This window comes from Thermodesulfovibrio sp. 3907-1M, from assembly GCF_040450955.1.
GTDB lineage: Bacteria > Nitrospirota > Thermodesulfovibrionia > Thermodesulfovibrionales > Thermodesulfovibrionaceae > Thermodesulfovibrio > Thermodesulfovibrio autotrophicus.
In genome coordinates, this window is sequence record NZ_CP144373.1 from 1585159 (window position 1) to 1604117 (window position 18959).

21 protein-coding genes are annotated in these 18959 nt (G+C 35.6%); 17 read left to right on the plus strand and 4 right to left on the minus strand.

All coding sequences use genetic code 11. The features are described from left to right. Positions 1–2: 2 nt before the first annotated feature. The gene (locus V4D30_RS08210) at positions 3–752 is read left to right on the plus strand and encodes a glycosyltransferase family 2 protein (RefSeq protein WP_353683843.1); all 750 of its coding nucleotides are present in this window, start codon (positions 3–5) and stop codon (positions 750–752) included. Beyond that, positions 743–2509: an ABC transporter ATP-binding protein gene (locus V4D30_RS08215; RefSeq protein WP_353683844.1), complete on the plus strand. Its 1767-nt coding sequence runs from the start codon at positions 743–745 to the stop codon at positions 2507–2509. The genes V4D30_RS08210 and V4D30_RS08215 overlap by 10 nt, the downstream gene beginning before the upstream one ends. On the opposite strand, the gene V4D30_RS08220 is transcribed toward V4D30_RS08215, so the two are convergent. Beyond that, a complete protein-coding gene (locus tag V4D30_RS08220) occupies positions 2490–3392 on the minus strand; it encodes a lysophospholipid acyltransferase family protein (RefSeq protein WP_353683845.1) in 903 nt (300 codons plus the stop codon). The two genes, V4D30_RS08215 and V4D30_RS08220, sit on opposite strands and share 20 nt — an antisense overlap. A 24-nt stretch (positions 3393–3416) precedes the next feature. Next, on the minus strand, positions 3417–4565 hold the full coding sequence (locus V4D30_RS08225; RefSeq protein WP_353685165.1) for an MFS transporter: 1149 nt from the start codon (positions 4563–4565) through the stop codon (positions 3417–3419). A 34-nt stretch (positions 4566–4599) separates the two neighbouring features. Here V4D30_RS08225 and V4D30_RS08230 point away from each other — a divergent pair, with 34 nt between their 5' ends. Continuing rightward, positions 4600–4962, plus strand: a complete 363-nt coding sequence (locus tag V4D30_RS08230) for a nucleotidyltransferase domain-containing protein (protein WP_353683846.1) — start codon at positions 4600–4602, stop codon at positions 4960–4962. Then, positions 4947–5351, plus strand: a complete 405-nt coding sequence (locus tag V4D30_RS08235; RefSeq protein ID WP_353683847.1) for a HEPN domain-containing protein — start codon at positions 4947–4949, stop codon at positions 5349–5351. The genes V4D30_RS08230 and V4D30_RS08235 overlap by 16 nt, the downstream gene beginning before the upstream one ends. Here the strand turns inward: V4D30_RS08235 and V4D30_RS08240 are convergent. Beyond that, the gene (locus V4D30_RS08240; RefSeq protein ID WP_353683848.1) at positions 5348–5470 is read right to left on the minus strand and encodes a prenyltransferase/squalene oxidase repeat-containing protein; all 123 of its coding nucleotides are present in this window, start codon (positions 5468–5470) and stop codon (positions 5348–5350) included. The genes V4D30_RS08235 and V4D30_RS08240 overlap by 4 nt on opposite strands. Positions 5471–5660: 190 nt before the next feature. On the opposite strand from V4D30_RS08240, the gene V4D30_RS08245 reads away from it, so the two are divergent. The 7 genes from V4D30_RS08245 to V4D30_RS08275 all read left to right on the plus strand — a co-directional run bounded on the left by V4D30_RS08245 (position 5661) and on the right by V4D30_RS08275 (position 14353). Next, positions 5661–6494, plus strand: coding sequence for a hypothetical protein (locus tag V4D30_RS08245; RefSeq protein WP_353683849.1), 834 nt, complete (start codon positions 5661–5663; stop codon positions 6492–6494). 11 nt (positions 6495–6505) lie between these two features. Beyond that, positions 6506–7807, plus strand: coding sequence for an ammonium transporter (locus tag V4D30_RS08250; protein WP_353683850.1), 1302 nt, complete (start codon positions 6506–6508; stop codon positions 7805–7807). Positions 7808–7821: 14 nt separating this feature from the next. Beyond that, entirely contained in the window at positions 7822–8160 is a 339-nt protein-coding gene (locus V4D30_RS08255; protein WP_353683851.1) for a P-II family nitrogen regulator, read from the plus strand. Positions 8161–8487: 327 nt separating this feature from the next. Continuing rightward, a complete protein-coding gene (locus tag V4D30_RS08260; RefSeq protein ID WP_353683852.1) occupies positions 8488–10023 on the plus strand; it encodes a sigma 54-interacting transcriptional regulator in 1536 nt (511 codons plus the stop codon). Continuing rightward, positions 10007–10693 carry a type 1 glutamine amidotransferase gene (locus tag V4D30_RS08265; protein ID WP_353683853.1) on the plus strand — a complete coding sequence of 229 codons (687 nt, stop codon included), beginning with the start codon at positions 10007–10009 and terminating at the stop codon, positions 10691–10693. Before V4D30_RS08260 ends, V4D30_RS08265 begins: the two co-directional genes overlap by 17 nt. A gap of 100 nt (positions 10694–10793) precedes the next feature. Then, a complete protein-coding gene (locus V4D30_RS08270) occupies positions 10794–11804 on the plus strand; it encodes an ABC transporter substrate binding protein (RefSeq protein WP_353683854.1) in 1011 nt (336 codons plus the stop codon). After that, entirely contained in the window at positions 11801–14353 is a 2553-nt protein-coding gene (locus V4D30_RS08275; protein WP_353683855.1) for an ATP-binding protein, read from the plus strand. Before V4D30_RS08270 ends, V4D30_RS08275 begins: the two co-directional genes overlap by 4 nt. On the opposite strand, the gene V4D30_RS08280 is transcribed toward V4D30_RS08275, so the two are convergent. Next, entirely contained in the window at positions 14339–14707 is a 369-nt protein-coding gene (locus V4D30_RS08280; protein ID WP_353683856.1) for a response regulator, read from the minus strand. The two genes, V4D30_RS08275 and V4D30_RS08280, sit on opposite strands and share 15 nt — an antisense overlap. A gap of 250 nt (positions 14708–14957) precedes the next feature. Here V4D30_RS08280 and hemL point away from each other — a divergent pair, with 250 nt between their 5' ends. From hemL to V4D30_RS08310, 6 genes are all read left to right on the plus strand, one after another. Further along, a complete protein-coding gene (gene hemL, locus V4D30_RS08285) occupies positions 14958–16241 on the plus strand; it encodes a glutamate-1-semialdehyde 2,1-aminomutase (protein ID WP_353683857.1) in 1284 nt (427 codons plus the stop codon). Continuing rightward, on the plus strand, positions 16238–16762 hold the full coding sequence (locus V4D30_RS08290) for a molecular chaperone TorD family protein (protein WP_353683858.1): 525 nt from the start codon (positions 16238–16240) through the stop codon (positions 16760–16762). The genes hemL and V4D30_RS08290 overlap by 4 nt, the downstream gene beginning before the upstream one ends. Further along, positions 16755–17009 carry an AtpZ/AtpI family protein gene (locus tag V4D30_RS08295; protein ID WP_353683859.1) on the plus strand — a complete coding sequence of 85 codons (255 nt, stop codon included), beginning with the start codon at positions 16755–16757 and terminating at the stop codon, positions 17007–17009. Before V4D30_RS08290 ends, V4D30_RS08295 begins: the two co-directional genes overlap by 8 nt. After that, entirely contained in the window at positions 16978–17349 is a 372-nt protein-coding gene (locus V4D30_RS08300; protein ID WP_353683860.1) for an ATP synthase subunit I, read from the plus strand. Before V4D30_RS08295 ends, V4D30_RS08300 begins: the two co-directional genes overlap by 32 nt. 79 nt (positions 17350–17428) lie before the next feature. Continuing rightward, positions 17429–17581, plus strand: a complete 153-nt coding sequence (locus V4D30_RS08305) for a hypothetical protein (protein ID WP_353683861.1) — start codon at positions 17429–17431, stop codon at positions 17579–17581. Next, the gene (locus V4D30_RS08310; RefSeq protein WP_353683862.1) at positions 17574–18896 is read left to right on the plus strand and encodes a glucose-6-phosphate isomerase; all 1323 of its coding nucleotides are present in this window, start codon (positions 17574–17576) and stop codon (positions 18894–18896) included. Before V4D30_RS08305 ends, V4D30_RS08310 begins: the two co-directional genes overlap by 8 nt. Positions 18897–18959: the final 63 nt, after the last annotated feature.

Consider the following 18959-nt stretch of genomic DNA (forward strand, 5'->3'; position numbering starts at 1 on the left):
TTTTGAAAATTCCTGTATCAGTAGCAATCATAACGAAAAACGAAGAAAAAAACATTAGAGATGCTTTGGAATCAGTTAAAGATTTTGAAGAGATTGTTGTTGTTGACTCCTTCAGTGAAGACAGAACAGTGCAGATATGTAGAGAATATACAGAAAAGATTTTTCAGCGGGAATGGATGGGTTTTTCAAATCAAAAACAGCTTGCTATAGATAAAACAACACTTGCATGGGTTCTGGTTCTGGATGCTGACGAGAGAGTAACAGAATCTTTAAAAAAAGAGATAATGGAGAAAATAAAGGAAGACAATGATGGATATTTTATTCCAAGAAAGAATTTTTTTCTTGGGAAGTGGATTAGACACAGTGGATGGTGGCCTGACTATACGCTTAGACTTTTTAAAAAAGACAAAGGGAAAATTCAAAAAAGAGAGGTTCACGAAAAAATCCTTGTTGGAGGTAAAACGGGATATTTAAAAGAGCCTTTGCTTCATTACACCTATTACAGTATTGATGATTTCGTCAGAAAGATGAAGAGTTATGCCTGCCTGGCAGCAGAGGAGATTGTTAAAAGTAATCCCTCTCAATATAAAATAATTTTTAGGATGATCTTTTCTCCTCTTTTTACTTTTTTTAAAATGTATATTTTACGAGCAGGATTTTTGGATGGTTTGAGAGGACTTATTCTTGCAGTTCTTTACAGTTTTTATTCATTTTTGAAATATGCCAGAGCATGGGAAAAATTATGGAAATAGAGAAGCAGTTTAAAATTAAGTTTAAAAAACAATGGATTGACGACCTTGCAGTTTTCTGGAGACTTATAAAGGAATATCGTCTAAGACTCCTTTTAGCACTTCTCTGTGGACTTGCAATATCAGGCATAAATGGAGCTATTGCGTGGAGTGTTAAACCTGCAATGGATCAGATTTTTATTAAAAAGTCTTCAGAGTATCTTTATCTAATTACCTTTGGAGTCATTATACTTTTTGCTTTAAGAGGTGTTTTTACATTTTTAAATAACTATCTTATGAACTCAATTGGTGCAAAAATAGTGAAAAATGTAAGAGATATGATTTATGAAAAGCTTCTTAAACTCCCTTTTTCATTTTTTTGTAAGGATTCTTCAGGCAATGTCATTTCCAGGGTTTTAAATGATATAGATTTGCTAAAAAGCACTGTTTCAAATACGATTAAAGACTTCATTGTTGAGGGATTGACCGTTGTTGCTTTAGCTGCAGTTGCTTTTTATCGCAGATGGGATCTTGCGATTCTCTCATTCTTGGTTATACCTTTTATGATTTATGCTATGACAGAACTCGGTAAAAAAATGAAAAAAATAGGCATGAAAACAAGAATAAGAATTGCAAAAGTGACCACTCTTCTTCATGAGACACTTCATGGCATAAAGATTATTAAGGCTTTTACAATGGAAAAAGACATGAAAGAACGATATAAAAAGGCTCTTACAGAGCATTATCACAATATAATGCGTGAAGTGAGGACAGAAGAGTTTACTAATCTTCTTACAGAGGTGATTGCTGGAGTTGGCGTGGCAATGATACTTTTTTATGGTGGATGGCTTGTGGTAAATGATAAGATTTCATCCGGAGACTTCTTTTCCTTTGCTACAGCCGTTATTCTTATGTACACTCCTCTTAAGAGACTGAGCAGAGTAAATGCCTCTTTTCAGAAGGGAAGAAATGTTATTGAAAGATTGAGAGAAATAATATTTGTTGAACATGAGCCTGAAAAGGGAGTTGAAAAGGAGTTGAAAGGGCATATTGTGTTCAGAAATGTCTCTTTCCAATATCCACTTGCAAAGGATTATGCTTTAAAAAATGTTTCCTTTGAAATAAAACCAGGTGAAACTGCTGCAATTGTTGGTCCATCAGGTGCAGGGAAAAGCACAATAGCAGATTTGCTTGCTGGATTCTGGTATCCCACAGAAGGAGAGATATTGATTGATGGTGTAAGTATTCGGGAGCTTTCTCTTTACAGTTTGCGTTCACAGATTGCCCTTGTAACTCAGGACATTGTTTTATTTAACGATTCAGTGATTAACAATATTAAATTTGGCAATATATCGTCAAGTTTTGAAGAAGCCCTGGCTGCAGCAAAACTGGCAGATGCACATGATTTTATTATGAAATTGCCTCAGGGTTATGACTCCCTTGTAGGTGAAAAAGGAGTTTTGCTTTCAGGAGGACAGAAGCAAAGAATAACTATAGCAAGAGCAATTCTAAGAGAACCAAAAATTTTGATTTTTGATGAAGCAACTGCTTCTCTTGATACAGAATCAGAAGAGAAAATTCAAAGAGCTCTTGAACAAATGAGAAAGGGAAGAACAACTATAGTAATTGCTCACAGGCTTTCAACAATCAGAAGAGCAGACAAAATCATAGTCATGGATAAAGGACAGATTATTGAACAGGGAACACATGAAGAGTTACTTTCCCTGGGAGGACTTTACAGTGAACTCTGGCATCTTCAGTTCAGTGAAGCATCTTCTTAAATCTTCTATGAAACCAATAATACTGCTCAGGATGCTTTCTTATCAGGCTTTCAAGAATGAAGTTGTAATTTTCAATCAGTTTTACTAAATATTCATCGGAGAATAAAAAACTTTTATTCTGAGGTTGAAGCAATTGAAATTCTTCCCTGTAAAATTTTATGGTATGTCCTTCTTTTTCTCTCACGATGAAAACAGGAATTATTGGAGAATTTTTCCTTAAAGCAATAACAAAAGCACCTTTCTGACATTGAACATACTTACCAAAAAATTTTGCATAGACTCCAGGTCTTGCCTGATCAGCAAGAATAAAAACTATCATGTTTTTGTTTAATGCTTTGATAATCTCCTTTGGCACTTCTCTGTCAGAATGCATGGGGATTGGATAAATTTTGTAGGAACTTATCAGGTTATAAAGAAATCCCTCTGGTAGATACTTTCCTTCTTTAAAAAGCACTGCAACGGGATAACCTTTTTCCGCAAGCCATGCAAGCATTACAGGAATATTTCCAATGTGCCCGCTCAATGCAATAACTCCTTTATTTTGTTTTAATGCTTCATCAAGCAGTTCAACTCCCTCTGCCTTTGCCCACGGAGCGAGTTTTTCATTTTTTTTGACAATAAAGGCAACTTCAAGGGCAGTTAATATAACTTCCTGAATAAATTTTTTCAGAATTTTTTTTAGTTCTTTTTCGCTGTATTGCTCACCGAAGGCAATTTTTAAATTTTCAAAGGCAATATTTTTTCTTGTCCAGGGAAAAAGGCAAAGCAGGCTTCCTAACATGATTGAAAATTTTTTAAGGTGCTTTTTTTTTAAAATTTTTCCAAGCCAGAAAAATAGTTTAAGCCCACCCCGGAAAATAATATGTTTCATAAATGCTTTCATATAAAAAGCCATTTCATCAATTTTTTAGTGTAACATTTTTCTTACTCTCATAAGAAAGGGTATAGAGGAAAGCTGAAGAAGCACTGAGAAAATTACTAAAGCAGAGACTGAAAAATCATACAAAAGACCTAAAACAGTGCTACCTAAAAACCAGAATAAACCATAGCCTGTATTGAATACTCCATATCCTGTACCTCTTTTCTGCTTTGGAACTAAAACCGCTACTGTAGCCCTCATAATAGACTCCTGCGCTCCCATTCCTACTCCCCACAGTAGCATTCCAAAGAGGGCAGAATAAAATCCACCAAGAAAACACAGGGGAGCAAAACCTGCTGAGATAATAACTGAAAAAATAAGTATTGACAGCCCCTTTTTATCAAAAAAATATCCAAAGATTAAGGCTGCCAGAGCATCAATACCCATTGCCATAGCATAAAAAACAGGTATCCACTGCTCAGAAACCATTGACACTTTTTTAAAATGGTATGCAATTAAAGGGAAATCAGCATATCCTGCACCATTTAAAGCAACTGATATGAGATAAATCCAGTAGACTTTGCTAAGACCCTTTGTTTGTATCTGAAGATTTGATATTTCTAACTCTCTTGGTGATGGATAGAGAAATCTTGCAAAGATCAGTATGCCAATAGCAAGGGTAGCTGGAATAAGCAATACTGCAAAAGCTTCTCTGTATCCACCATGAAAATAAAATACAACTGCCACTATCAATGGACCAAGCATTGCTCCAATCTGATCCATTGCCTCATGAAGTCCAAATCCCCATCCACGACCAATCTGGCTTGTAGCATGACTTAACATGGCATCCCTTGAGGGTGTCCTCACTGCCTTGCCAGCTCTTTCAGCCATAATCAACATTGCTGCCAGCTGCCATCCTCCAACCAGAGCCAGTGCTGGAACACTTAAAAGATTTATTAAATATCCTGCGATTGTAATACTCCAGTATTTACCTGTCCTGTCAGCAAGCCAGCCTGAGAAAAGTCTTAAAGCATATCCGATAAACTCACCAAGACCTGCAATAAACCCAACCAAAGTTGCAGAGGCACCTAAAAAAGCAAGAAAAGGACCTGTGATACTTCTTGCAGCCTCATAGGTCATATCAGAAAATAGACTTACAACTCCGAGTAAAACAATAAATACTGTTGCAGGTTTCATGCTTGTTTCCTTGACAATTATGTTATAATTTTTCATGAAGAAAGCTCAAAAAATCAAGAAAATTCCTTACTTAAACTACTATGAAGATAGATTTATAAACGAGCTCATTGAAAAAATTAAAAATCTTTATCCGAATATCAAAAAAATTATTCTTTATGGTTCAAAGGCAAGAGGTGACTTTCTTGAAGACTCTGATATAGATCTGCTTTTTGTTGTAGAAAAAGCCATTGATAAAAAGACAAAATTTTTAATTTATGACTTAATCTCTGAACTTGAAATAAAATATACCGTTTTGGTCTCTGTTGTTTTTGCTTGTGAGGAAGATTTTAAAACAAAAAAAATCAATTTTCTGAGCAATATTAAGAAAGAAGGTATTTTATTATGGTTGAGAGAATAAATAAAAAAGAAGCATTAATAAGAGCAAAGGATGAACTTAAAAGGGCTGATGAGGAATTAAAGGCATCTCAGATATTACAGGAAAAAGAGTTTTACTACAAAAGCATTGTATCTGCATATTATACAGTTTATCATGCTGCAAAGGCTCTTCTACTTTTAAAATGTGTTGACCCGAAAACCCATGAAGGTGTTGAAAGAATGTTCGGGCTATATTACATAAAAACTGGTGAGTTTGATTCAAGAATAGGTAAGGTAATTGGAAGACTTCGTAAAATGAGAGAGGAAGCTGATTACTATCCAGAAATTCCATTTGATTATGAGGATTCAAAAGAAGCAATAGTCCTGGCTAAGGAATTTTTAAAAAGAGCAAAACAAAAAATCAAAATTTAAAATTTTAAGAGAGTTAAACTTTCCACTGCATAAAATGTTGAATCCAAGAATGCTGCTGAATTGGGGGTTCTTGCAAATCCTCCTGATTTTGTATAGCAATACAGGATAAATTCAATCAATGTGAAAAAAGCTTCTGAGAAAAAATTCTTGAGGCTTACAAAAAGGTTAACGACTTTTAATTTCTACAATTTTGCAGGAAATTACAAAATTGTAATGTTTTTAGCCTGAAAAAGTTCTTAATTCTCAAACAGTTATATTCTGGCACAATTTTAGCTCTATTCATAGGCAAATAAAAATGGAGGTGCTGTTATGAGAAGTTTTAAGTATCTGGTAGTGGTTTTAGCTTTTTTGATGTCTGTCTCTTTTGTTAAAGCAGAAGATGTAAAAAAGGAAGAACCGAAGCAAGAAGACAGGGTTACTGGGAGTATTTCCGTGGGTGCTTACAACAGGTATATTTTTCGTGGTTATGAGTTGAGTTCTAAAAGCTTTGTTATTCAGCCTTCTGTTACTCTATCTTACAAAGGGTTTTCTCTCAATTACTGGGGTAACATTGACAGTGATGAACACGCTACTCAATCATTTATTCCTGACAGACCTGGCAGAAAAAGTTTTAATGAATCTGACATAACCTTGAGCTACACTTACACAATTGACAAACTCTCTCTCACAGGTGGTTACATTTACTACGGAACAAAGTATGCTGATGAAACAGAGGAAGTTTTTCTCACTGCAAGCTATGATATTATATCAAAGCCAGCTTTTACTATTTACCGTGACATTTCAACTTATCCTGGCACCTACCTTAATCTGAGCTTCTCCCACTCCTTTGATGTTTACAAAGACATCACCCTTGACCTTGCAGCATCCTTTGGTTATTTCAAAGGTGATGACTCTTACTGGAGAACCTATGAAAGCAGCATAGGTGAATACTCGGGCAAAAAATACAGTGCCTTTCATGATGGAAAACTTCAGGCAGGGCTTACAATTCCAGTTATGAAAAATTTAACAATTCAACCTGCGGTTCAGTACTGGTTTCCACTTTCAAGCAAGGCAAAAAGAGTTGTGGACGGAAATCCATACAATCCCAATGGGCATCTTGATGATACCTGGGTAACAGGAATCAACATTACATTTAGCTTTTAAGGAGGAATAAGATGAAAAAGTTATTGAGTATATTAATACTAATAATGATAATTTTAGCAATTTCAGCGAATTTAGTATTTGCTGAAGGAGAAACACCTACTCAGCCAAAGCTTGACACAGGTGATACAGCATGGATGATTGTAGCAACTGCTCTTGTTATGCTTATGACAGTGCCTGGACTTGCATTGTTTTACGGTGGACTGGCAAAGAAAAAGGATGTTCTTAACACAATTGCAATGAGCTTTGTTACCTATTGCCTCGTAAGTTTTCTATGGGTGCTTTATGGATACAGCCTTACATTTTCAGGCGATATGGCAGGAATAATTGGCTATCTTGATAAGGCATTTTTATCAGGAGTTAAAGTGGAATCACTTCAGGGAACTATACCTGAGGTTTTGTTCTCCATATTCCAGCTTACTTTTGCTGCAATTACTGTTGCTTTGATAAGTGGTGCTTATATTGAAAGAATGAAGTTTTCAGCCTGGGTAGTATTTTCAATTCTGTGGATGAGCTTTGTTTATGTTCCTGTTGCTCACTGGGTATGGGGTGGAGGATTTCTTGCAAAGATGGGTGCTCTTGATTTTGCAGGTGGAACAGTTGTTCATATAAATGCTGGTATAGCGGCTTTGGTGGGAGTGCTCATTCTTGGTAAAAGAAAAAATACTCTTCTTGTGCCAAACAATCTTACTCTGGTAGCAATTGGTGCAGCAGTTCTGTGGTTTGGATGGTTTGGATTTAATGCAGGAAGTGCAGCTGCATCAAATGGTCTTGCAGCACAGTCATTCATTAACACAAACACAGCAACAGCAGTGGCTGCTTTGGCATGGATGTTTACAGAATGGGCAGTAACAAAGAAGCCAACAGTGCTTGGTCTTGCATCAGGAATGATAGCGGGTCTTGTTGCAATTACACCTGCAGCTGGATTTGTAAATATTATTGGTTCAATTATAATTGGTGCTGTTGCAGGATTTATCTGCTACTTCAGTGTCACTGCAATGAAACCAAAGATAGGATATGATGATGCCCTTGATGTATTTGGAATTCACGGTGTTGCAGGAATACTGGGTGCAATTCTTACTGGAGTTTTTGCAGACCCTGCAATTAATGAGGCTGGGAAAGGGCTGCTTTATGGAAATCCTGGGCAGTTATGGACACAGACTCTGGCTGTTTTAGTTACAATAGTTTACACAGCTATAATGACTGCTTTAATATTCTTGGCGCTCAGAATATTCATGAAGGTCAGGGTCTCAGAGGAAGATGAAATTGCGGGGCTTGATGCATCTCAGCACAGTGAAAGAGCATATAACTTATAAAAAGGAGGAATGAGATGAAAAAGATTGAGGCAATAATTAAACCCTTTAAATTTGAAGAAGTGAAGGAAGCCCTTGTTTTAGCAGGCATTCAGGGAATGACAGTGAGTGATGTAAAGGGTTTTGGCAGACAGAAAGGTCATGTGGAGGTTTACAGAGGCTCTGAGCTTGAGGTGCTATTTATACCTAAGATAAAGGTTGAAGTTGTTGTGCCTGATAGCCTTGTTGAAAAAGTAATCAATGCCATACTTGAAAAAGCTTACACAGGGAGTGTTGGTGATGGAAAGATATTTGTTCTTCCTGTTGAAGATGCTGTGAGGATAAGAACAAAAGAAAAGGGTGAACAGGCAATATAATAATTGAGAAATCGGCAGGAGCTTTCCTGCCGATTTTATTTGAAAGTATTTAAAAAATTCAGCAATCCCATGAGAGTTTCCTATTATGCTATGATTTTATTATATGAAAAAATTTGAAAAGTTCTCAGAAATTTGTCGCAAATTTAACATAGCACTTATCTATGCCTTTGGTTCACAGAGGGACAATTATGAAATGCAAATTCTAAGAAAATATTCTGACGTTAAACAAACAATTCATCCTTCAAAAATAAGTACTAATCCTATTTCTTGACCACAGGTGATTCAAATGTTATAATAGTTTATCGGCAATAATTTGCCGTTTAGAGTATGAATAAAAGTGAAAACATAGAATTAAAAGCACTATTTGAAGTTAGCAGGGTTTTGACCTCATCCTTTGACCTTGAGAAAAATCTTTACTCTGTTCTTGAGATTTTATCAAAACAGCTTGATATGCGAAGAGGAAGTATTTTTATCTTTGATAAAAAAACAGAAGAGATAAGCATTGTTGCTGCCTATGGACTGACTCAGGAGGAGATTAGCAGAGGCAAATACAGAGCCGGTGAAGGAATTGTCGGTAAAGTGATAGAGACAGGATTGCCCATGTTTATTCCAGATATTGAAAAGGAGCCTCAGTTTCTCAATAAAACAGGAAGCAGACCAGATAAAAGAGGCATATCCTTTCTTTGTGTTCCAATAAAGATTGAGGATGAAATTCTTGGCGTTGTCTCTGCTGACAGAATCTATTCAGACGAAAAAGGAGAAGTGGATGATGACCTCAGAGTTCTTTCAATAGTTGCATCCCTTATTGCTCAGTTTCTGAAGCTGTGGGAGAGTTATAAAGTCATGGAAGATGAGAATATGCTGCTAAGAGCACAGCTTAAGGATAGATACAACTTTCCCAATCTTGTAGGACAATCACCTTCTTTTCAGTCAGTGCTTAAAACAGTTATGAAAGTTGCAGGAACAGACGCCACAGTGCTACTTTTTGGAGAGTCCGGAACAGGTAAAGAGCTTATTGCAAAGACAATCCATTTTCAGAGCAAAAGGGCAAAAGGACCTTTTGTGGCAATAAACTGTGCTGCAATCCCTGAAAACCTTCTTGAAGCAGAGCTTTTTGGTTCTGAAAAAGGAGCATTTACAGGTGCTGTAAAGAGAATTGGCAAGTTTGAACAGGCAAATGGAGGCACTATTTTCCTTGATGAAGTAGGTGAACTGCCTCTAACGCTTCAGCCAAAACTATTAAGAGTGCTTCAGGAAAGAACAGTTGAGCCTCTTGGTTCCTCAAAAACAGTAAAGGTTGATGTAAGACTCATTTCAGCCACAAACAAGGACCTCTCCGAGCAGATACGAAAAGGAACATTCAGGGAAGACCTTTTCTGGAGGCTTAATGTCATACCCATATATATTCCACCCCTAAGAGACAGAAAAGAGGATATTCCTCTGCTTGTTGAGCATTATCTTAAGAGTTTCTGCAAGATTTATAAAAAATCAGTCTCAATTGATGAAGAAGCATTAAGGATGCTTGTGTCCTATGACTGGCCTGGAAATGTGAGAGAGCTTGCCAATACCATAGAAAGGCTTGTTGTAATGACAGAGAGCAATAAGATAAAACTCTATGACCTTCCTGATACTGTAAGAGGAGTATTAAAAATAAAATCCTCTTTTTCTGGAGAGCTTAAGCTTCCCACAGAGGTTGAAGAACTTGAAAGAATACGAATCATGGATACCCTTCCAAAATTTAATTATAATATCAGAAAAACAGCTCATGCTTTAGGTCTTACTGAAAGACAGCTCAACTACAGAATAAAAAAATACGGAATTTTAATAAAGAAAGGAGTAAAGCTCAATGATAGCGATAATTAAAAATATTAAATCAGAAGGACCAGGAAGCATAGAGAACTATTTAATTGAAAACTCAATCCCCTACAAAATCTTTGAAGCAGAACAAGGGCAATTGCCTTCAACCCTTGAAGATTTTACAGGGCTGATAGTTATGGGTGGACCAATGGGTGTTTATGAGATGGATATTTATCCCCATCTAAAAATAGTTTCAAGGCTTATAAGAGAAGCAATAAACAGAAACCTGAAGGTTCTGGGAATATGTCTTGGTGCTCAGTTAATTGCCCATACTCTTGGAGCAAGGGTTTATAAGGGACATGGTGAGGAAATTGGCTGGCATGAAATAGAGCTTACTGGAGAAGGTTTGAGAGACCCATTAATGATTGCCCTTGCAAAGCATCCATCAGTTGGCGATGTATGGAGGAAATTTAAAGTCTTTCACTGGCATGGAGATACCTTTGATTTGCCAGTGGGTGCAGTTCATCTTGCAAGGTCCTGCCTTTATGAAAATCAGGCATTCAGATACAGGAAGGCTTATGCTTTACAGTTTCATATAGAGGTAACGAGACAGCTGCTTGAAGAATGGTTTGAAGACCATCCTTTAAGAGAAAAAATCCTCAATGAAGCAGAAAAAATAAACACAGAATACTCCCATCGGGCAAGTAATTTTTATAAAGCCTTCTTTGAGAAATAAATTCTGAAGCTTCTTAAAACATGCAATTTCTTGAAAAATAAGAACCTGCGCTTAAGATAAATTTCTGTTGCCAACTTCATGAAATTTAGTAAAATATATCATGCTAAAGTTTCTAAAAGTTTACTTTTTTACACTTATCTTCATGCTTCTTTATGGATGCTCAGAGGAGAGGACTGTTTTTGTTCTCTCAAGCTATGATGATAGAGATGTATGTGGACAACCGCAAGTTCAAGGAGCAATTGATTCATTGAAAAGGGAGATTAATAACCTGAAGATTGAGATAACATATCTTGATTCAAGAAGAATCTCCAGGCATGAACTTGAAAAAAAATGTGATGACTTTGCAGAAAAAGTTAAATCTCGCAGACCTTCCTTAATTCTTACAACCGATGATGCGGCTTTTCAGTGCGCCGCAAAGCATTTTATGGGAGAGGAAATTCCTGTTGTTTTTTCAGGAATAAATGTTACTCCAGAGCATTACAATAAGAAATATCACTTTCTTAAAGAGAGAAAACCAACTAAAAACTTTACTGGTGTTTATGAGAGGCTTTTTATTCCAAAACAGATTGAACTCGTTGAAGTCTTAGTTGGCAGGATTGATAAAATCGCTGTTCTTTATTCCACTGATTTTATGGGAGAGGCACTTAAACAGCAGGTTATTTACGAACTTAAAGATACAGATTTGAAAAACAGAATAGTTTTTTATCCTGTAAGCACAGTTTCAGAGTTAGATAAAGCTTCAGAAGAAATAAATAAAAGAAAAGAGATTACTGCCTATTTCCCTTTCGTAATGTCAATAAAAAATGAAAAATTCCTTACTTTACGGGATGTGGCATCAATAATTACAGAGAAAATAAAAAAGATTGATCTGGCGATTAATAAACAATTTGTAGAACTCGGCTTTTTTGGCGGAGTATCTGTTGATTTTTATCAGATGGGATACAGAGCAGGTCAGATGGCTTCATATATACTTAAAACTGGTAAAACATCAGAACTGGATGTTGAAGATGCTGACAAATATGTGAGAATTATCAATTTAAAAAGAGCAAATGATATAAAATTAAACATTTTTGATAAACAAATATCCCTTTTTGATGAACTGATAAAATGAATACTCAATTTTTTGATGATTTATCTAATTTTTTGAGACTCTCTTTTCTTTTATTTCATTCAATTGTTTTTTACTATGTTTTGTCCTGGCGAAGTAAAATAGAGCTTCAGACTGATAAAAGAGTTATTACATATTTTTTCGCTGTTATTTTTTTAAATTTCACACTAAATCTCTTAATTCTTTTCAGAGAGTATTTAAGCAATTTTTACCCCTTCCTGGTTGGTTTAAATACTGTTGTAATTGGAACAATTCTATTTTACGGATACAGAAGAATCCTGAATTTCAATTTTTATTATCTTTTGCTGCCCATAATTCTTCTTCTGTTTTTCATATTTCAGAAAAATGAAGCTTTTGCCTTTTCAGGGCTTTTTTTTACAGGCATATCTTATTTTCATCTATGGTATAAAGAGGAATTTTCAAAATCAAAGCCATCTGATGTTGTTCCTTCAATTATAAGAAAAGGAACGATTCTACCTTTTGTTTTCTTCGGCATTTACTACATTTTTCTTTCTCTTTATCTTATTACACAATTATTGGTTTTTAATGTTTGTGCAACAATATCTGTTTTCCTCTCTCTGTGTTTCAGAGTAATCTTTCTTTATGAAGAGAAATATAAAACTTTCTTTCTTTACATTTCTGTTTTTATTTTTGTCGTTTCCATCTTACTTTATTTCTCTGCAAAATTTATTGAAGATACAAAAAACATGGATGTCTATCATAAAAAACTCACCTTAGAGAGGCTTTCTCTTGAAGTTAAAAACAAGATAGACGCTTTAAGCAATTTCATAAAAGTTGTTGCCTCTTCCGAGGATCTTAAGATGGCTATGAGAAAAGGACCTGAGCAGCTTAATAAATATCTTTCTTATCTCAATCAGAGCCTTGACACAGCTTTAATATGGTTTACCGATAAAGATGGAATTATAAGAGCCTGTTCTTCTGAATACAGAGAGCGAATGATTAGTAAAGATGTGAGTTTTAGAAGATATTTTAAAGAGTCTATTCAAGGTAAGCTTTCCATTTTTATTGCAAGAGGTGTTTATACAGGAAGAGATGATATAAGGATTTCCTATCCTGTGTATGATAAAGGTAGTATTAAAGGCGTGCTTGTTTTTCAGTTTTATATAAGTGAGGATTTTAAAAAACAGATTAACATGGAGAATGCCTTTTTAATGCATTCTTCAGGTGGTGTTTTGATAGGAAAACCGGAGTTAACAAATAGATTGCTCTTTAGCGTATCACAAAAGGAGCTTGGGAGAGTTTATGAAGAAAAAATCTTTGGTAATGATAAGCTTCTGTCTTCAGAATATAAACAGATTGATGATAATATCTTTGAAGACTTTAAAGCACAGAAATGGCAGATTGTCAAACACGAGATTGTTAAAGACTGGTTTGTTGCAAGTTTTTTAAATCTTTCCATCTATGAGGGATATAAAAACATTTCTTACATTGCCCTGATTATTCTTGTCTTTATCTCTCACTCCTTTGCTATAAGAAACTTTGAGAGAATAAGAAGCATATTCCTTAGACTTGCTGAGGAAGCTGAAGAAAAAAGAATTGTCTTTGATGCAATGGATACTGGAATAATTTATGCTGATACTAAAGACAAAATAAAATATGTGAACAAAGAGGCAAAGAGAATTTTAGATGCCTCTGAAGAGTTGATAGGAAAGCAGGTAACAGAGGTATTTAGCTTGAAAGAGCATGAAAATCCGGAATTTAAAATTTTAAGTGTAAAGGGAAAGGAGACTCCTGTGGTTTATGAGGAGATTCCTATATATATAAAGGGAGTTAATTTTGGCAATTTAATACCAATAAAAGATGCCACTGAAATAATTCAGAGACAGGAGGTTTCAAAAAGGCTTGAAAGGCTGGATGTAATTACGAAGATTTCTGCAGGAATTGTTCATGATTTCAGTAATTATCTTATGGTTCTTACAGGAAATCTTTCCATTCTTAAAGAGATTGAAACATCAGAGGATAAGAAAAAAAGTATAGAAAAAATGCTTGAGGCAACAAAGATGATGAATATGATTATAGAGCAGCTCAAAGATTTAAGCCCTGATCTTATATCAAAAAGAGAAAAGATAAACATTGAAGATATTGCAAAAACTTCTGCAGCCTTTGTTTTAAATGGAACAAAAATAAGTTTTACCGTTGAAGCTGAGCCTTCTTTGTTTTCTGTTTATGCTGATACTGCACAGCTTTACAGAGTATTTCAAAACATTCTTATGAATGCAAGGCAGGCTATGCAGGATACTGGCACAATTAAAATAAGTCTGCAAAACTTAACTAATCATGGAGAGATTAAAAATTTAAAAAAAGGAAACTATGTCTGTATAACAATCACTGATTCAGGTCCTGGAATCCCTGAAGAATACATAGATAAAATATTTGATCCCTTTTTTACCATGAAAAGGGAAGGAAAAGGTCTTGGATTGAGTATCGTAAAGAACATAATAGAAAAAATGGAGGGTAAAATAGAAGTGGAAAGTAAAGTAGGAATTGGAACAACTTTCAGAATATATATTCCAGCATCAGAGGATATTTAGGTCCTTAAGAATCTTCTTAAGTTCATCAAGTGTGTAGGGTTTGTTGAGAATGCCTTTAAATCCTAATTTTTCATATTCAGCAATTGCTGGATCATTGGAGTATCCGCTTGATATTATGGCTTTAACCTGAGGGTCAATCTCCATGAGTTTTTGTAAAACTGTTTTCCCTGAGATTCCTGGCATAACAAGGTCAACAAAGACAACATCAAAGGGTTTTTCAGTAGATTTGAATTTTTCTAAGGCTTCCTCACCATTTTCAGCAATAGCAACTTCAAAATCCAGAAATTCAAGCATGGCTTTAAGAGTTTCTCTTACAAGGTTATTGTCATCTATAACAAGTGCCGTTTTTGCCATGTTTAATTATAACATAATTGAGATTTTCTCGCATTTTTTGTTATCTTTTTATTTAAAATAAACAGAGGCTTTTCAATAAAATGATACATTGTTTTGTTATGTGGAGGCATTTTTCTGTCAGCCCGAGGCAGAGCAGTGTCTCCTCTTTAGTTAAGATGGAGGGTAATTGAAAATTAAAGAGGTTTGCAAGTTATTGATTTTCAAGAGTTTGTGAGTTTGAACAGTCTCATAAATAAATCTGGAGGTTATAATGAAGAGAAAAAAATCAGAGAAACTTTATAAAAAGGCGATCACACTAATGCCAGGTGGAGTAAACAGCCCTGTAAGAGCATTCAGAGCAGTTGGTGGAAATCCATTATTTATAGCAAGGGCAAAGGGTTCAAAAATCTATGATGTGGACGGAAATGAATACATAGACTATGTTCTTTCATGGGGTCCTCTTATTCTCGGACATGCCTATCCAACAGTTGTGAAAGCTTTAAAAAAAGCAGCTGAGAGAGGAACAAGCTATGGAGCACCAACTTCCCTTGAGATAGAGCTTGCAGGCTTAATAAAAAAGGCTTTCCCATCAATTGAAAAAATTCGCATGGTTAACTCTGGTACAGAGGCAACTATGTCTGCCATAAGAGTTGCGAGAGGTTTTACAAAAAGAAACAAAGTTGTAAAGTTTGAAGGATGCTATCATGGTCATGTGGATGGACTTCTGGTTTCAGCTGGCTCTGGTGGAGCAACCTTTGGAATTCCAGACAGTCTCGGAGTGCCTCAATCATATATTTCAGAAACAATAGTTTTGCCTTTCAATGATACAGAGGCATTTAAAAATACCCTGAAAGAACACTGGAACGATATAGCCTGTGTTATCGTTGAGCCTGTTGTTGGAAACATGGGATGTATTCTGCCAAATGACAATTTTTTAAAAGCTTTAAGAGAAGAAACAGAGAAATACGGAATTGTTTTGATTTTTGACGAGGTTATGACAGGATTTAGAGTTGCCTTTGGTGGAGCGCAGCAGTATTATGGAATAAAACCTGATTTAACCTGCCTTGGAAAGGTTATTGGAGGCGGGCTTCCTGTTGGTGCTTATGGTGGTAAAGGAGAGATAATGAGTCTTGTTGCACCTGAAGGAGGAGTTTATCAAGCTGGAACACTCTCTGGCAATCCTCTTGCAGTCACTGCAGGAATTGAGACACTGAAGATTCTTTCAAAACACGCAACATATAAAAAACTTGAAAAATCAATGAAACATCTTGAGGATGGATTAAAAGATGCTGCTCAGCGGGCAGGTGTAAAAGTTAAATTTTACAGGGCAGGAACAATGTTCTGCACTTACTTTACTGAAGCAGAAGTAGTGGATGCCCGTACAGCAAAGACTTCTGATATTGAAAAGTTTAAAAAATTTTTCTGGAGCATGATTGAACAGGGTATTTACATTGCACCATCTCAGTTTGAAGCGGGCTTTATCTCACTTGCCCATACTGAAAAGGATATAGAAAAAACTGTAAAAGCTGCTTATGAAGCCTTTAGAAAGCTATGAATTTTTTAGATCCCGTTCAGCAGGAAAGAGTTGAAGCATACAGACTTTTTGCCTATCTTTTTATGAACATTCCTCAATTTGAACATATTGAGGACTTTAAAGATTTTGCTGAAGTTTCAATTAATGATACCTATGAAGAAATATGTAATGACTATATAGCTTTGTTTGTGGAGGGTGCTGTTCCAAACTATGAAGGATACTATCTGACAGAGCTTTACAAGGATATTCCTTTAAGTTTTGAACTCAGAGATGTTCAGCATTTTTACTGGGCAGCAGGAGTTGCCATAGATGAAGAAATAGACCTTCCCCATGACCACATCTCAATGGAGCTTCTCTTTATGAGCTATCTTATAGAGCAAAATCTCAAAGACCTACAGATTGAATTTTTAAGAAGACTTTGCGAGTGGATTCCTTTATTCTGTGATACTTTATATGAGAAAGCAAACACAGCATTTTACAAAGAAGTTGCAACTTCCTTAAAAGAGTTTGTATTATCAGAATGTGAGGAGACAATTGAGTGAAGAGAGTCCTAAGAGATCCATTTTTAAGGTAATTCTTGATGCTTCAGCCTTAGGAATTAACTTTGTTCTGTGTGTAGTTATAGGTGTTGTGATTGGATATTTGATTGATGGGCTTTTGCATAGTTTTCCATTGTTTTCTATTATTTTTTTAATAGCTGGTTTTGTTGCTGGCGTGAAAGAAATTTTCAGAGTTGTAAGAAAGGCGGATAAAGAAAGTGGACAGGGAAGTTCAGAAGAGGATAAATAGACAAACTTTAATTTTAGTGCCAGCACTTGCTTTGGCGAGTTATCTTTTATGGCAGAATGAAATAGTTGCATTTAATGTCATTCTCGGAGGTTTAATTAGCTGGTTCAGTTTAAGAGAGCTTGCATGGGCTGTAAAGAAATTCTTCGGTAAACCTATGTTTCAGCTTACGGTTATAGGTTTGAGTTATGTTAAGTTGGGTGGTATTTTTTTGTTTTTATGGTTTATTGCGATAAATGGCTGGTTTAGTATTAAGGGATTATTGATAGGATTTTTTGCAATTTTGGTTATCTCAGTTAAGGAAGCTTATCTTCATATGAAAAAACAACAAGAAGATGTTTGAGAGGTTAAAGGTGGAATTTTTTGTTAATGTGCAGAATGACAAACTCACTCTTACACTGAAAGAAAACAGAGGTTAAAAATTGAGCTGGCAGCTTTATCTTCTCCTGGCGCTTGCACTTCTTGTAATTATGGCATTCAAAATTACCAAGGTTTTAGCAACAATTGTTATTTTATCTGTTTTAATAGTCTTTGTAGTAGCCTATTTTTCAAAGAAAGGAGGCAGAGGTGGTTAAATTAGATTTTTCCAATGTTCTATCGGAAGAAATAGGGCATGCAGGAGTTTCTATTACTGAGATTGAATACTATGCTAAAAAGGCAATCAGTCTGATATCAGAAAAACCGTATAAAGAATTTGATTTTATAGGGCTTTACAGTCAGGATTTAACAGCAGTTAAAGAACTTGCTAACAAAGCAAGAGATTATGAATATTTTATTCTTCTTGGAATAGGAGGAAGTGCACTGGGACCCAAGGTTATTCTTGAAGCTCTGAGTCCCATGCATAATCTCAAGAAAAAACCAAAGATTTTTATATATGACAATGTTGATCCTGTAACCTTTAAAAACATTATTGAAAACATTGACTTAAGGGGAACTCTCATCAATGTTATTTCAAAATCTGGAGCTACTTCAGAGACTTTAGCCTCCTTTTTGATTTTCTGGAAGATGATAAGAGACAGAAAGCTTGATGTAAAAGAGCATTTTGTTTTTACCACAGACCCTGAAAAAGGTAATTTAAGAAGGATTGCAGATGAGTACGGCATTCCATGTCTTTTTATTCCAAAAAATGTTGTTGGAAGATACTCTGTTCTTACACCTGTTGGGCTTTTTTTGCTTGAAGTTATTGGCATTAAAAGTGAGGAAATGCTGGAAGGTGTAAGAGAAGTTTCAGAAAAGGCTTTAAATAACTCTTTAGAGGAAAATCCAATGGCAGTTGCTGCTTCATCTCTGTATTTGATGGATACAATTAAAGGAAAGAAAATTGTCGTTTTTCTTCCCTACTCTGATAGACTTAAAACACTCTCTGAATGGTTCTGTCAACTCTGGGCAGAAAGCCTTGGTAAAGAAGGAAAGGGAACCACACCATATCCATCTCTTGGAAGCACTGATCAGCATTCTCAGCTTCAGCTATGGATGGAGGGACCTGAGGATAAAGTTATCCTTTTTTTGAGCGTTGAAAGACATGGCTGTCAGGAAGAGATTCCAGAGGAGTTTCATGACATAGAAGGATTGAGATTTCTTGGAGGACATACCCTTGAGGAGCTTATAAATACCGAGCAACTTGCCACAGAAATGGCTTTAACAATAAATAAAAAACCCAATCTTAAAATCATCATTCCCAAGATTAATGCTTACAACATTGGGCAAATCTTTCAGTTCCTCCAGATAACCACTTCAATGACAGGGCTTCTTTATGGCATAAACCCCTTTAATCAGCCAGGAGTTGAGCTTGGCAAAAGACTCACCTATGGTGCAATGGGCAGGAGAGGCTTTGAAAGTGAAGGTGAGGAGATTAAAGATTATTTAAAAAGACAGAGATTTATGATTTAGTTTCCCGAACAACTGTTTTAATCTTACATTAAACCCCTACACCCTCACGAACTCAGGTGTGAG